Source organism: Wohlfahrtiimonas sp. G9077 (assembly GCF_002252155.1).
In the GTDB taxonomy this organism is placed as follows: domain Bacteria; phylum Pseudomonadota; class Gammaproteobacteria; order Cardiobacteriales; family Wohlfahrtiimonadaceae; genus Wohlfahrtiimonas.
Map to the genome: position 1 here is coordinate 60,973 of NZ_NEFD01000007.1, position 15,244 is coordinate 76,216.

Here is a 15,244-nt window from a genome sequence, read left to right on the forward strand (position 1 = left end):
CACATCAACAAAGCTTGGGTTTCCCCAAGCTTTTGTTTTATTTATCATCATGCTTTGCTATATTAAAGATGCACCATAAACATTTTCATCAATAAAGGAGATAACAATGAACGAACATAAAAAAGACATTCATGAATTAAAATCCTGGGCACAAGCGCATGAGTCCACTTCTTTAGAGATCGCTGAGGCCATTTTTGAATTGGCCAAGGGTGATGATGCATTGGCCGAAAAAATCTGGAGTGAAGCACAAGATGAAGTCTTGCCGCTCGCGTTTTCAAAAACCGACGCTGATCATCTTTTCTGGGGTTTACAGCGCATTGATCGCAAAGATGTTTAACAGAAACTGAATACAAAAATCCCCGTCGTAACGGGGATTTTTTATGATGATTCATGCACTATTTTTTCTGTGCCGCCTTGGTGATTTTCACCACAATGGTGGAAAGTAAAATTAAGGCCAAAATGTTTGGCAATACCATCAAGCCATTGAACATATCCGCCATATCCCACACCAAATCCACTTTAAAGAAAGCGGCGATGAAAATACATGCCACCACCATCATTTGGAAAATGCGGATCGCCACTTCAGAGCCAAAGAGATAACGCACATTTGTCTCTGCATAATAATACCAACCCACAATGGTGGAAAAGGCAAAACACAATAAGGCAATGCTCACAAAGTAGCTACCAAAGGCACCAAAGACCGATTGATACGCTTGCTGCGTCACGGCAATGCCTTTCACTTGATAGACAGATAAAAAGTTACCTTGCCCCACCACATTGCCAAGGGCTGCCCAATCTTTCAGTGCGGAAGTAATGATGACAAAACCCGTTAACGTCACAATCGTACACACAATGAAAACACCCATCATGGCTAAAAATGCTTGCTGTTCAGGCGCGGTGTCTTTCGCCACCGCATGCGCGTGTGGCGTTGACCCCATCCCTGCTTCATTGGAGAATAAACCACGAGCAATACCAAAGCGCGCCGCCTGTTGAATCGCAATCCCCGCGCCCGCGCCTAACACAGCTTCAGGATCAAAAGCCGCCACAAAAATCACGCGGCAAGCATCCCATAAATAGGCTGAATTGATGGTTAAAATCACCACAACGCCCAATAGATAAAAGAGCGCCATCAACGGAATCAATTTTTCCACCACCGCTGCAATGTTTTTAATGCCGCCCATAATCACTAAACCTGTGATGCTGGCCAATATTAAACCCATTAACCATGTTGGTGTATTAAATGAGTTGCTAAATGCCTCCACAATTGAGTTGCTTTGCACCATGTTGCCAATTAAACCCAATGCCATGATGATGAGCACTGCAAACAACACCGCCAACCACTTCATGCCAAGCCCGCGCTCAATATAATAAGCCGGTCCGCCCACCACTTGCCCATTGCGATCTTTAGTTTTGAAATGAATGGCCAAAATGGCTTCTGCATAAATGGTGGCCATGCCTAAAAATGAGGAGACCCAAATCCAAAAAAGCGCACCGGGTCCACCCAATAAAATGGCGGTGGCAGGTCCGGCTAAATTCCCTGTGCCCACTTGGCCGGCAATCGCTGTTGCAACAGCCTGAAATGAGCTCATCCCGTTTTTCCCAGCTTTTTCACCTTTTAGGGAAACGCCTGAAAAAAACATCTTCATCCCCGAGAAAAACCCTCGCACCTGAATGAATTTTAATCTGAATGTGAAAAAGATACCCACGCCAACGAGTAGGTAAATCAGAATATTGTTCCACAAAATTCCATTAACGGCATTCACGACCGTTTCTAAAGCATGCATGTTACCTCCTTAATACAGCCGTATAGTGTATAATTTTTTTCACAGGTTGTATGGGAATAATTCAAAAAATCTACTACTCTATTGTCTCGATTTCCATTAGAATGGCGCTCTTTTCTCAGCGCATTTGAGACCACACACTTTATGATCAACACCGCACGCTTTTTCTTACAGCAGTGACGCACTCACAGAATCTCTAGGTTAGAGATAGGCTCGGGTGCTCGTCGTTGATTGCGTGTTGATGGTGAACACCCGTCTTTTGTCGACCTCAAAAAACAAGGACAGGGTTCAACATGACCACATGGCACACTTTTAAACAAAAATATCTGATTCAATTTTGGAATCCCGTGGCAGCAGTGATTGCTGCTGGGATTTTGGCCACTTATTACTTTGGCATCACCGGCACTTTATGGGCCGTAACGGGAGAATTTACGCGCTGGGGCGGGCACATTTTACAAGCCTTTGGCGTGGATCCAAGCGATTGGACGTATTTTAAAATGATCGGCTTTCAAGGCTCGCCTTTAGATCGCACCGATGGTTTATTATTGATTGGGATGTTTGGTGGTTGTATCGCTGCAGCACTTTGGGCAAACAACATCAAATATAGAAGCTCACCCCATAAAATCCGTATTTTCCAAGCATTGCTTGGCGGCATCATTGCCGGCTTTGGCGCCCGTTTAGCGATGGGTTGTAACTTAGCGGCATTCTTTACCGGCATTCCACAATTCTCCTTGCACGCTTGGTTCTTTGCCATCACAACGGCAATCGGCTCATATGCAGGTGCGAAAGTGGCCTTGCATCCGATTTTTCGCATTCCACTCAAAGTGCAAAAAGTCACCGCTCAAGCGCCTCTTCAACAAAATCCTGCCCAAGTCAAACGCCGTTTTATCATCGGTTCCATCGTGTTTGCGGCATTGTTCATCACAGGGCTTGTTTTACTCTTCATTAAACCATTGTTTGGCATTGCATTGATCTTCGGGACGGCATTTGGTTTACTCATCGAGCGCGCACAAATCTGCTTTACCTCAGCATTTCGTGATTTATGGATCACAGGACGCACACACATGGCCAAAGCCATCATCATCGGTATGATTGTGAGCACCATTGGGACATTTGCATTCATTGAAGCAGGCATTGCACCTAAAATTTACTGGGCAGCACCAAATGCCATTTTAGGCGGCTTACTCTTTGGCTTTGGCATTGTGTTGGCCGGCGGCTGTGAAACTGGCTGGATGTATCGTGCCGTTGAAGGCCAAGTGCATTATTGGTGGGTTGGCGCAGGCAACATCATTGGTGCCACAGTTTTGGCTTATTACTGGGATGATTTATCCCCTTATTTGGTGGCGGATTTCGATAAAATCGACCTCTTAAAATCCATGGGCACATATGGCGGCTTAATCTTTAACTATGCGCTGATGATGATCTCCCTTGGCCTGATTTTATGGTGGGAACGCCGCTTTTTCAATCGACGCGCAAAAGCAGCTCAAGCAGCCATCACGCGCCCCATTAATGTTGTGAATTCATAAGGAATAATCATGGACAATTCAATTAAAATCGAAGACATCGTACCCACCTTACGCCTTGACATGGTGGGCGAACCTTGCCCATATCCTGCCGTGGCAACCCTTGAAGTCATGCCGCAGCTCAATGATGGCGATATTTTAGAGGTGATCAGCGATTGCCCACAATCGATCAATAACATTCCAATCGATGCAAAAAATCATGGCTATGAAGTGCTCTCCATTGAGCAACATGGCCCTACGATTCGTTATTTGATTCGTAAGTAAGTGAATAAAAAAGCGAGAACACAATGTTCTCGCTTTTTAAATACTCATTACCATTTAAACGTTATAAAACTCATCTTTAATATTGATTAAAGGTTTATATAATTTCATAAAAGCACTTTCCGCAACGCCCACAAACATATCTAATTTAGGATATTTATCTTTATCCCCTGATTGCAAGGTTTGCGCATTCGAAATATCAGGATATGCATCAATATACACAATTCGACTAACACCTAATTGCATGGCTTTTTTAGCACACAACTGACATGGACTGGCAGTGGTATACAAAATACTATGTTTTAAAGAACCACCTCCAACTTTCGAGGACTGCAGAAATGCATTTTCCTCTGCATGTAGTGCGCGTTCACGCGTTGTATTTTTAAACTCTTTTAATAAAGCCTCTTGCAGTTTTGGCGATAAATTTTCATCTTGATTTTTTGCCATCACTTCGCTTAATTTCTCTTGACCATTTCTACGGTTTTCTAAATCTTTAAAGCAAAATGGCTGATAATTCACACCGATGGTTGCTGCAACATGATGCTTAAATCTTTCACTTGTTTCATATTCACTAAATTCAGGGCTGCCCTTATGATCCATTAATAACGAATGTGATGAGCGATATAAGCATGGAATTGAACCTTCAGGCACATCATTCCATCCGATGCCGAGCACATAACCATCTTTCCCTACAACACATGCGCCAACTTGACGAGAAATACATCCTGAGTTGTATCGTGCAGTTAAAGCAATCTGCATACTTCTCTCATCTTTAGAAGGCGTAAAAAGACCCGGACGACGAATTAAACAGACATATTTCACCAATTGATATTGAAAATCTTTAATGTCTAAATTATTGGTAATAAAAACATCACCATTACCAATACACTCATTAATATTTTGTGAATGATTTTCATCTTTATTGGTTTCATGCTTTTCAATCAATTCATAGTCATCTAATTTATGCCCAAATTGGGACAATATGCGATTCTTGCGCTCCTTCTTGCTAGCATTAATCGAAAACAAATAAAAATTTGAGTATCGTGCTTTGAAATAGTTGATTTCATAAAGATTGCGCAGCGCATCAAGCACAAAAAATTTATACCCTTCTTTTCTTAAATGCTTAATGGTTTGCTTAATGAAATCCGCTATCGCAAAAACAGATGCAATCTTTTTTTGGTACAGCAATGTACTATTAATGAATGCTTGTAAGCCTTGTTCACGTAATTCTGAACCAATTTTCTGAAAAACCTTTGTATAAGGGCTCTGTGTCTTCACTACATGTTGTTGAATGCATCCATTCAATTGCTTTAATAATTCAGATAATTGCCCTGATTCTTGACCACTGGGCGTTAAAATTGCTGCACAAATTTTTTGGCACAATTGATGGGTTGCACGATACACTTCAGCATCACCCTTGAACCACTTCTTGACTTGATACTCTTCATCAAGATACTTATCCTCATGATTAAAGAATATGCAAAACAATAAATTAGAAACTTTTAAATGGTAAAACTCTTTCCATTGATGTGTCTTCAAAAAATTCTGAATCTTATTCAGTCGATAAGGTTCTAATGCATCAAACTCCCGCTGATGCTCCCTAAGTGGTAACAATGATTCTATATTAATGGCTGAGCTTAAAATCTCCGCACTTTTGGTACAACCACTGCCTAACGCGCCGGTTAAACCAATCACAATAAAATTCTCTCTTAATTCTTGGTATATTTCATTATTATGATTCATCATTCCTCTCCTGCACAGATTAAAGTGATGACTCCATCATGGCACATTAAAATAAAAAAGCCACTTCCGTGGCTTTTTCATCATATGGTTTATACCTGCGTCAATGCATAATCAATGGCATCGGTGGCGATGTTCACCATCCATTTGATCTGATCTTCCGTCACAATGTAAGGCGTATTGAAATAGACAATGCCACCCAATGGACGAATGAGCAAACCGTGCTTCATGGCATAATCAAACATTTTCAGCCCAATGCGGCTTTCCCATGAAAATGGCGTGCGCGTTGCCTTATCCTTCACCACTTCAATCGCCGTGATCATCCCTGTTTGACGAACTTCTGCCACATTTGGATGATCCTTTAAAGGCGCTGTATATTTTGCAAAAGCTTGGATCAACGCTTGATTCTGATTGATCACATCATCTTCTCTAAAGATGGACAATGTCGCTAAAGCTGCACTGCATGCCAACGCATTGCCTGTATAGCTGTGGGAATGTAAAAAGACCGATTCAGGATGATATTCACGATAAAATGCATCATAAACTTTCTTGCTGGTCATGCACACAGACATGGGTAAATAACCGCCCGTCAATGCTTTTGATAAGCACAAAAAGTCTGGCACCATATCTGCTTGCTCATGGGCAAACATTGTACCGGTGCGCCCAAAGCCAACGGCAATTTCATCCAAAATGATGTGCACATTGTATTGATCACACAGTTCGCGCAATTTTGTTAAATACAAAGGCGAATGCATGCGCATGCCGCCGGCACATTGCACCAAAGGCTCAATGATCACGGCAGCAATCTCATGATGATGCTCATGAATCAATGCTTCCATCTCCGCAAAGCGCTTTAACGTATACGCTTCTACCGTCTCATCTTCTGCTTTTTCATACAGATCAGGCGCTGTGACTTTAAAGGTATCAAAGAGCATTGATTTATAGCTTTGCGTATATAAAGGCGCATCGCCTACAGACATCGCGCCCACCGTTTCACCATGATAACTGTTGGTAAAGGTGACAAATTTATTCTTCGTGGGCTCGCCCACATTGCGCCAATAATGCATGCTCATTTTAAGAGCAGATTCAATGCACGATGAGCCATTATCGGCATAAAAACAGTAATCTAAGCCATCACGCGTGATGCGCACCAACTCTTCAGACAAGCGAATCATCGGCTCATGGGTAAAACCTGCCATGATCACATGCTCCAATTGATCCAATTGATTTTTAACAGCTTGATTGATTTTAGGATTCGCATGACCAAAGACATTCACCCACCATGAACTGATGCCATCTAAATATTTGTTGTCATCAAAGTCATACAGCCAAACCCCTTCCCCGCGCTTAATGGGCACTAAAGGATAGGTTTCATGATCTTTCATTTGCGTACACGGATGCCACACCACGGATAAATCGCGCTGCATCCATTTTTGATTTTCTGTCATTGTTTATGCGTCCAAAGGAAGGGATAAATGATCAGCGGCGCTTTCATCCGCTTGTAAAAATGGAACGATGCCAAGGCAAGGCGCCGGCATGTGTGCCATGAGATAATCCAGATTTTCTTGTTGATAGGGCATGTCAGGATCTACACAATTGGCCACCCAACCGGCCACCGTTAAACCTGAACGCTCAATGGATTCCACCGTCAATAATGCATGATTAATGGCCCCCAATTTCACGCCCACCACAACAATAACCGGTAAACCTGCTGCTTTGACCCAATCAGAATAACACTCTGTTTGATTTAAAGGCGTGTGCCAACCGCCTGCACCTTCCACCAAGACAAAGTCCGCCGGCTCTGATAATGCAGGCTTTAAGGCTTCTGTAATGCTGGCAACAGTAAGGGTGACTTTCTCTTGCTCTGCCACAATGTGGGGCGCAATCGCAGGTGCAAAGCAAAAAGGATTAATGATGTCATATGGACAAGGATAAGATGATGCCGCTTGATGAGCGAGAGCATCTTCATTGCGAAGGCCATTGATGGTCATTTCACTGCCGCTGGCCACAGGCTTAATGCCCAAAGATTGCAAACCTGAACGGGCAGCTTTTTCCAATAAACCCGCAGTGATGCGTGTTTTACCAATTTCTGTGTCCGTGCCGGTCACAAAAAAGCGTTGTGTTGTTCTCATATTCACTCTGTTTTGGTTAATCAAACAGGTAAAATTGTAACCCCGCAACGCTTTATGTCAAACAATTAAAATATTTTATGGTTTACATAATCACTTAATGACTTGTATTCATTCACTTATTTTGTTTCATATTCATGCACCAAGCGCATAACAACTCACCCAAAATCGCTGATCCCACAAGCAACCTTCGCGGTAACTCGCCATCATTGCTTGCTGCAACTCAGTCGATGCATGTGCACCATAATCATCACACACTTCTCGCAATTTATGCACAGATTCAGCATGCTCAATGCCCGCATACATATCAATCCATGCCGTATATGGATTATTTTCCCGCGCATGATTCGCATAAATGTATTGCCCAAGGCGCTGATACACAATGAAACAAGGCAAAATCCCTGCCAATGCAATCTCTATGGGCGCATTGCACAATTGATCATAAAAGTTGAGAAAACCTTTGAGCGTTTCACTCTCAGTAATGCTAGATAAATCCCGCGTGAGATATTGATCATGCAGCGCTTGTTCACCGGCCATATTTTCTGCCACAAAGCCTTCAAAATAGCGCTGATAACGGGGATCTGTCATGCGTTGTGCAAAGTGCAACAACACCGCAGAAAAGCCACGTAAATACAAAGCATCTTGCTCAATGTAAAAGGTAAAGCGCTCTTTTGCCAATGTGCCTTTCATCAATTGCTGAATAAAAGGCAACTGCTTTGTGGTTTCATACAATGGCAATTGCGCTTGCCATACCGCTTCACTCCACTGCATTATTTCGGTTTATATGCACAAATGGCCACATAATCGCCTTTATCAAAGCCGCTCACAGGTTCTTCAATCTGTGAGTCTGAGTAGACCGGATGCGTGGTTAAGGTTTGATAGAATTCAAAATCCACAAAACCCACTTTTTCCATGATGTCGATCTTCTCGCCTGTGGTGCGCCAATTCGCTTGATCCACCAATTCAATGGGATAAGGATTGCGCGGATAAACGCCTGTTAATAAAGGATGATCCCAAGATTTCACCGCTTTTGCCAAGTTATACAATAAGCCATAACCGCTCTCTTTTGGGATGTCGATCACAATCACTTTGCCACCGGGATTGAGCGCATTGAAACTATTGGTCAATGCTTTGCCTAAATCTGTGATGTAACCTGGGCAACCGTTGTACAAAATGGTGTCATAGGTGCGGCCAAGATAATCATAATTTTCTGCTGTTTCAATCATCACTTCTAAGCCACGTTTCGCCGCAATTGCCGCCATATCTTTTGAGGGTTCGACGCCATCTGTGATGTGAATGCCAAACTCTTGGCGCAAAATGGATTCAAATAAACCGCTGCCACAGCCGACAGATACAATGTTCTCACAGCCTTCTAAGGTTTTGGCCACCAATTTAACTTCTGACATCAATACATTGCTGTTGTCTAAAAACCAACTGTCATATTTTTGTGCGTATTGATCAAAACTTTTTTTCATGATTATCGTCTCTTAATGGGATTCGGATGGGGCGATTGTAGCATGCACAAAACTGATGCGGGCGCTGTTTTTAATGCGTGCATCCCCGAAAAACTCACCTTCTGTGGCAAGAATCTGATGATCCGCTAAATCCTGCACAATCGGTTTTTCATACGCTTTGTGATGATCAAGGCGCGTCAAATAGAGATGAAAGCCGCCTTGGGGCACATCAAATCGATAATGATTCGGCAAAATGTTGCGTAAGTGCGCCACGCAATGCTGCATGCGCATCGATAAAGTGTCACGCAGCAATTGCTCGTGTTGATCTGCATAATGATTGAGATAATTTTCCGCCATCACTTGTGGCAACGCGCTCAAACCTGAATCTAATTGATGACGAATGTTTGCTAAATTATTGACAACCGCCGCCGGTGCAATCATCCAACCAATGCGAATGGAGCGCCCTAAATATTTGGACAATGAGCCAATGTAAATGGTGTTGCCGTGATTATCATGCTGAGCAATGGGCGATACATCCAACGTTGAATGGAGTTTTAATTGGCTGTACGCATCATCTTCCACGATTGCCAGTTTTTTACGATGACAAAAATCCACCAATTGCTTTTTACGCTGCGGGCTCATCACGTAACCTGTGGGATTTTGAAAATTCGGATTCACAAACAGCATTTTCAGAGAATGTTTATGCACCAACTCATCTAGCTTATCTATGCAAATGCCTTGCTGATCCACCGGAATGCCATAAATTCGTAGCCCAACCGATTGAAAAATCGGCAGCGCATAAAAATAAGAGGGTTGCTCAATGCCAATGGCATCTCCCGGTTTTAACAAGCCCAAAGCAATCAACGAAATGGCTTGCTGCGCGCCTGAAGTGATTAAAATTTGTTCTATCGGCACTTTATAGCGAAAGCGCTCATACAAATAGCGTTGTACCGCTTCCCGCAAGGAGACAATGCCAAGACGCGCGCTGTCATCTTGCAATTCTGCATGGATTAACGTTTGCCAATCGGTTTCTGGCAATTGTAATGGCGGATAAAGATCAATGGGTAAATCGCCGCTTCGTAGATCATAACTGTGTTGCTGCGGGCGCACAGATGATGGTCGCGGCTGGAACAATTGATCCAAACTATTGTGCCGCCAATTGAGGGATGGATGGGTCAATAAGCCCCATTTTTGATCATTCACAAAGGTGCCAGAACCCGCGCGCTTAATAATGATGTTGCGCGCTGCCAATTCATCAAATGCACGAATGACGGTGGAACGATTGACCATTAATCGTTCACTCAAGGCGCGCTCTGAGGGTAATCTTGCCCCGGCTGGCAATTGGCCATTGATGATGGCTTCTTCAATCATTTCAATAATTTGCTGATAAAAAGGTTTACGATGATCTCGGTCAATCACAAACATGTTGCATCCTTTAAAAAAGTGGATGGTATAAAAAGCAACCAACTGGTTCTATGATGACGGTTTTTCCCTTGGTAGGCTAGTGTTACTTTTAAACAAAACCAATCAAAGGGGAAAAAAATGAGTCAAGAAGTTGTGATGCCACCACGCGGCGTAATCATGGATGTTGTGAGCGTAGAAGAAGCAAAAATCGCAGAAGCGGCAGGTGCCGTTGCGGTGATGGCTTTAGAACGTGTACCTTCAGACATCCGTAAAGAAGGCGGCGTAGCACGCATGACAGATCCTGAATTGATCCACGCCATCAAAGCTTCTGTATCCATTCCAGTCATGGCAAAAGTGCGCATCGGCCACATTGCAGAAGCGCGCATTTTAGAAGCGATCGGCATTGACTACATCGATGAAAGCGAAGTATTGACGCCAGCAGATGACGTGTATCACTTACTCAAAAGCGATTACAAAGTGCCATTCGTTTGTGGCTGCCGCAATTTAGGTGAAGCACTTCGCCGCATTGGTGAAGGCTCTAAAATGCTTCGTACTAAAGGCGAACCTGGCACAGGCAACATCGTAGAAGCAGTGCGCCACATGCGCCAAGTGAATGAAGAGATCCGTTTGTTGACCACAAAATCTGATGATGAGTTGATGGTATATGCACGCGACATCGGCGCACCTTACGAACTGATCAAAGACATTAAGAAAAATGGTCGCTTACCTGTGGTGAACTATGCTGCAGGCGGCGTTGCAACACCAGCAGATGCGGTATTAATGATGTTATTAGGCGCAGATGGCGTATTTGTGGGCTCAGGCATTTTCAAATCTGAAAATCCAGAAGCTTTTGCACGCGCCATCGTACAAGCAACGGCAAACTACGAAGATTTTGAATTGTTGGCAAAATTGTCTAGAAACTTAGGCGCGCCAATGAAAGGCATCGAGATTGCCACATTAGATGAAACGCAAATCATGGCGGGTCGTTAATTTAACAAATCAATCAAACACACTTCACACTCGTGGTAGATTAATGATCATAATCAATCACATAAAGAGGGTGAAGTGTGAATTTATCCATTCTTTATACGCGTGCACAAAAGGCGCTCACATCTGAGATTGTTCGCGTTGAAACTCACATCAGCAATGGTTTACCTGCCTTTCACATCGTCGGGATGCCAGAAACCGCCGTCAAAGAGAGCAAAGACCGCGTTCGCGCGGCCATCATCAACTCAGGCTTTGAGTTCCCTGCGCGTAAAATCACCGTCAATCTCTCCCCAGCCGATCTGCCTAAAGAAGGCGGACGTTATGATCTTTCCATTGCCCTTGGCGTATTGATCGCCTCCGGACAATTGCAATCGCCCTTAATCGACACACATGAATTCATTGGTGAACTGGCCTTAACCGGTGACTTACGCGCCATTCGTGGTTTATTGCCTACGGTGATTGCGGCTGTCTCCCACCATAAAAACATCATCATTCCAAAAGATCGCAGCAATGAAGTGGGATTTTTAGACAGCCCTCATATTTTAGTGGCCAATTCCTTAAAAGAAGTGGTGACATTTTTAGAGCAGAAAACTACGCTGAGTCCACCTGATGAAGCGGACATTCATCACATGCATTCGCACCTTGATATGCTCGATATCAAAGGACAAGTCTTTGCAAAACGTGCGCTGAAAATTGCCGCAAGTGGCGGACACAACATCTTATTGATTGGCCCGCCGGGCACCGGTAAAACCATGCTTGCCTCACGCTTTATGACGATTTTGCCGGACATGACACAAGCCGAAGCCATCGAAGCGGCGGCGATTGCTTCTGTCAGCCATCAAGGCTTTGACATTGAACAATTTGGCATTCGTCCATTTCGCGCACCACATCATACAGCATCTTCTGTTTCGCTTGTCGGTGGCGGCTCTAATCCGCGCCCCGGCGAAATCTCCCTTGCTCATCATGGCGTGCTCTTTTTAGATGAATTGCCTGAATTTGATCGCAAAGTTCTTGAAACTCTGCGAGAACCCTTAGAATCAGGAGAAATTCACATCTCACGCGCCACCAGCCAAGCAAAATTTCCTGCACAATTTCAATTGATTGCGGCAATGAATCCTTGTGCTTGCGGATTTTATGGGGACAAAGAAAAAGCATGCCAATGCAGCAGCGATGCCGTGGCTCGTTATCGTAATAAAATTTCAGGGCCTTTTTTAGATCGCATCGATCTTCATGTGGAAGTGCCGCGCCTGATGACATCAGAGCTGCAATCGACACAATTGGGCGAATCCTCAAGCGAGATGCGAGAAAGCGTCCTCAAAGCCCGTGCCCGTCAATTGGCAAGACGCGGCAAACACAATGCACTGCTCTCTGTTCGCGAGATCGATGAAGATTGTCATCTTGGCATCAAAGAACTCGAATTGATGGATAAAGCACAAAAAAGATTAAATTTATCCCCAAGAAGTTTTCATCGAATTTTACGCGTTGCCCGCACCATTGCTGACTTAGAAGGATCAGATGATATTAAGGCCACACATTTAACTGAAGCTTTAGCCTTCCGTGCCATGAATTTTTAATGTATATATATTACATAACCAACCAAACATATAGGAGAAGATAAAAATGGCAGAAGTTGAAAGTTTTACCCTTGATCATGACAAAGTGATTGCCCCATACGTGCGTTTAATCGCAACAGAAAATGGCCCAAAAGGTGATGTGATCACCAATTTCGATGTGCGACTGACACAACCCAATGAAGTGGCGATCGAAACCTGTGGCTTACATACCATGGAGCATATTTTTGCAGATTTGATGCGCAATCACTTAGATGGCATCATTGACATTTCACCCTTTGGCTGTCGCACAGGTTTTCATTTGATTGCGTGGGGTGAACCGAGCGCAACTGATGTTGCCAAAGCGCTTAAAGCCACATTGGAAACAATCGTCAAAGATGATTACACCATTGATCAGGTGCAAGGCATTGCGCGTGTTGCCTGTGGTAACTATAAGGATCATTCGCTACATTCTGCAAAAGAATGGGCAAAAATCATCTTAAAACAAGGCATCAGCGAGGATGCATTTGTACGCAAAGTGATCTAAACACTACATAAAAAAAGCGCCTAATTTTAGGCGCTTGCTCAATTATTGTTATGTAACCTTGTTATTTCTCAAACTTGTGCAGTGTCATTCAGTCTGTAGCTGCTTAGTAGGTGACACAATACGCGAAATGATCAGAAAGCTCAAACAAAAATTTACACATGGATAATTTACATACAAAACTTTACTTTTTGATCCAGATCAATGTATTTACGAGACATTTTTGAATTGCCTCACAGAAAATCCAAGCACATGTAACGTTGCAAAGTAACCCACCAGTGCCACCATCATAACCACTACAAGCGCCGCTAAGCGTGGCAATAAGCCTGAATCAAACCAAAAGTCCTGATACGTTGAGACCCAATATAAGAAAATGCCGAGCATAATATTCGCAGGCACAATCACCCACAATTGCCCTGTCCATAAGCGCTGAATGCGATAAATGCCCAAATGATGCAAACCCATCATCAACAGCATTGCATTGACCCACGCCGCAATCGAGGTCGAAAGCGCAAGCCCTGCATGCGCATAATAACGCACCAAGACAAATTGCAATGCAATGTTCACACCAATGGCCACTAAACCAAATTTCAGCGGTGTTTTGGTATCTTGCCTTGAGTAATACACGGGCGCTAAAATCTTAATGAGAAAATACGCCACAATGCTTGTGCCATAAGTGACCAAGCTCAAGGCGGACATCTTCACATCATACAAAGTAAAAGCGCCGCGCATGAAAAGAAGCGCCAATAAAGGCTCTGCCAAAATGATCAGCCCAATGCTTGATGGCACGCCAAGCACCAATGCCAAGCGAATGCCCCAATTGACGGTTTTTTCAAAGCCTTCACGATCATTTAATGCATTTAAACGGGACAATTTGGGCAACACAACCGTGCCTAAGGCAACTGCAACCGTGCCCAATGCAAATTCCACCAAGCGATCGGAATAGTAGAGCCATGTCACGCTGCCTGTTTCTAAGCGCGATGCCAATTGCGTATTGATGAGAATATTGATCTGACTGCTTGATGAGCCAATCAACGCCGGCACCATCAACACAATCACTTGTTTCACGCCCGGTGCATCAAACGCAACGCGCGGCATTTTCGTCAATAAATTTTGGCGGCGCACACTCATCATAATGATCATGCATTGCAAAATTCCCGCAATCAATACGGCATAACCCAAGCCCATAATGGGAATCTCTAAAAATTCCACGCTCACAAAAGCGCCAATGATCAAGGCAATGTTCAACAAACTTGGCAGCAATGCAGGCAAGGCAAAGCGATCAAGTGAATTTAAAATGCTCGAATACATCGCAAGCATGCAGATTAAAAAGACATATGGAATCATGATGCGTACCAAATCTGCCGTTAGGGCAAATTTTTCAGGGTCCGCTTTAAAGCCGTTTGCAAACACTGTGACCAATTCAGGTGCAAAGAGGATGCCAAGAGCGGTAATCGCAAGCAACACAATGCCTAAAGATCCAGACACTTCTGCCACAAACAGCGGCAATTGATCGCGCTTTTTCTCATAATATTCACTGAAAACCGGCACAAATGATTGGTTAAACGCCCCTTCCCCAAAAAATCTACGAAATAGATTCGGAATTCTAAAGGCCACATTGAATGCATCCATCATGGCACTTGCGCCAAAGAAGCTTGCAAATACAATATCACGCACAAGGCCTAAAATCCGTGAAACCAACGTCCATGCGCTGATGGTGAAGAGTGAGCCTAAAAGACCGCGTTTTTTCTTTGTCTGTATTGTTTGTGCCATGATCGTCTGCATGCTGAATCAAAGGGCAAATTATATCAGGTCGTTTGAGAATATTCGCTTTTTACCAAGGGCTGCACTATGATGTCGTTTTTAGCTCA

General features: G+C 43.6%; 14 protein-coding genes. 6 read left to right on the plus strand and 8 right to left on the minus strand.

Annotation, left to right across the window (positions count from 1 at the left end; genetic code table 11):
* Nucleotides 1-106 precede the first annotated feature (106 nt).
* The gene (locus tag B9T20_RS08935; protein ID WP_094490729.1) at nucleotides 107-337 is read left to right on the plus strand and encodes a YccJ family protein; all 231 of its coding nucleotides are present in this window, start codon (nucleotides 107-109) and stop codon (nucleotides 335-337) included.
* 58 nt (nucleotides 338-395) lie between these two features.
* Here B9T20_RS08935 and B9T20_RS08940 read toward each other — a convergent pair whose 3' ends face one another.
* The gene (locus tag B9T20_RS08940; RefSeq protein ID WP_094490730.1) at nucleotides 396-1,784 is read right to left on the minus strand and encodes a sodium:alanine symporter family protein; all 1,389 of its coding nucleotides are present in this window, start codon (nucleotides 1,782-1,784) and stop codon (nucleotides 396-398) included.
* 290 nt (nucleotides 1,785-2,074) lie between these two features.
* Here B9T20_RS08940 and yedE point away from each other — a divergent pair, with 290 nt between their 5' ends.
* Together yedE and yedF are read left to right on the plus strand one after the other, a co-directional pair.
* Nucleotides 2,075-3,307 carry a selenium metabolism membrane protein YedE/FdhT gene (gene yedE, locus B9T20_RS08945; protein WP_094490731.1) on the plus strand — a complete coding sequence of 411 codons (1,233 nt, stop codon included), beginning with the start codon at nucleotides 2,075-2,077 and terminating at the stop codon, nucleotides 3,305-3,307.
* Nucleotides 3,308-3,334: 27 nt separating this feature from the next.
* Nucleotides 3,335-3,568: a sulfurtransferase-like selenium metabolism protein YedF gene (yedF, locus tag B9T20_RS08950; RefSeq protein ID WP_039950061.1), complete on the plus strand. Its 234-nt coding sequence runs from the start codon at nucleotides 3,335-3,337 to the stop codon at nucleotides 3,566-3,568.
* Nucleotides 3,569-3,622: 54 nt separating this feature from the next.
* Here yedF and B9T20_RS08955 read toward each other — a convergent pair whose 3' ends face one another.
* From B9T20_RS08955 to B9T20_RS08980, 6 genes are all read right to left on the minus strand, one after another.
* Nucleotides 3,623-5,311: a deaminase gene (locus B9T20_RS08955; protein ID WP_094490732.1), complete on the minus strand. Its 1,689-nt coding sequence runs from the start codon at nucleotides 5,309-5,311 to the stop codon at nucleotides 3,623-3,625.
* Between the two features lie 86 nt (nucleotides 5,312-5,397).
* Nucleotides 5,398-6,753 carry an adenosylmethionine--8-amino-7-oxononanoate transaminase gene (locus tag B9T20_RS08960; RefSeq protein ID WP_094490733.1) on the minus strand — a complete coding sequence of 452 codons (1,356 nt, stop codon included), beginning with the start codon at nucleotides 6,751-6,753 and terminating at the stop codon, nucleotides 5,398-5,400.
* Nucleotides 6,754-6,756: 3 nt separating this feature from the next.
* Nucleotides 6,757-7,437: a dethiobiotin synthase gene (gene bioD, locus B9T20_RS08965; RefSeq protein WP_094490734.1), complete on the minus strand. Its 681-nt coding sequence runs from the start codon at nucleotides 7,435-7,437 to the stop codon at nucleotides 6,757-6,759.
* 132 nt (nucleotides 7,438-7,569) lie between these two features.
* A complete protein-coding gene (locus B9T20_RS08970) occupies nucleotides 7,570-8,205 on the minus strand; it encodes a TenA family protein (RefSeq protein WP_094490735.1) in 636 nt (211 codons plus the stop codon).
* The gene (locus B9T20_RS08975; RefSeq protein ID WP_094490736.1) at nucleotides 8,205-8,909 is read right to left on the minus strand and encodes a class I SAM-dependent methyltransferase; all 705 of its coding nucleotides are present in this window, start codon (nucleotides 8,907-8,909) and stop codon (nucleotides 8,205-8,207) included. Before B9T20_RS08975 ends, B9T20_RS08970 begins: the two co-directional genes overlap by 1 nt.
* Nucleotides 8,910-8,921: 12 nt before the next feature.
* Nucleotides 8,922-10,313 carry a PLP-dependent aminotransferase family protein gene (locus tag B9T20_RS08980; RefSeq protein WP_094490737.1) on the minus strand — a complete coding sequence of 464 codons (1,392 nt, stop codon included), beginning with the start codon at nucleotides 10,311-10,313 and terminating at the stop codon, nucleotides 8,922-8,924.
* A 117-nt stretch (nucleotides 10,314-10,430) separates the two neighbouring features.
* Here B9T20_RS08980 and pdxS point away from each other — a divergent pair, with 117 nt between their 5' ends.
* The 3 genes from pdxS to B9T20_RS08995 all read left to right on the plus strand — a co-directional run bounded on the left by pdxS (nucleotide 10,431) and on the right by B9T20_RS08995 (nucleotide 13,376).
* Nucleotides 10,431-11,282, plus strand: coding sequence for a pyridoxal 5'-phosphate synthase lyase subunit PdxS (pdxS, locus tag B9T20_RS08985; RefSeq protein ID WP_063455474.1), 852 nt, complete (start codon nucleotides 10,431-10,433; stop codon nucleotides 11,280-11,282).
* Nucleotides 11,283-11,359: 77 nt separating this feature from the next.
* A complete protein-coding gene (locus tag B9T20_RS08990; protein ID WP_094490738.1) occupies nucleotides 11,360-12,853 on the plus strand; it encodes a YifB family Mg chelatase-like AAA ATPase in 1,494 nt (497 codons plus the stop codon).
* Nucleotides 12,854-12,899: 46 nt separating this feature from the next.
* On the plus strand, nucleotides 12,900-13,376 hold the full coding sequence (locus B9T20_RS08995; RefSeq protein WP_094490739.1) for an S-ribosylhomocysteine lyase: 477 nt from the start codon (nucleotides 12,900-12,902) through the stop codon (nucleotides 13,374-13,376).
* 207 nt (nucleotides 13,377-13,583) lie between these two features.
* Here B9T20_RS08995 and murJ read toward each other — a convergent pair whose 3' ends face one another.
* Nucleotides 13,584-15,146: a murein biosynthesis integral membrane protein MurJ gene (gene murJ, locus B9T20_RS09000; protein ID WP_094490788.1), complete on the minus strand. Its 1,563-nt coding sequence runs from the start codon at nucleotides 15,144-15,146 to the stop codon at nucleotides 13,584-13,586.
* Between the last annotated feature and the right edge of the window lie 98 nt (nucleotides 15,147-15,244).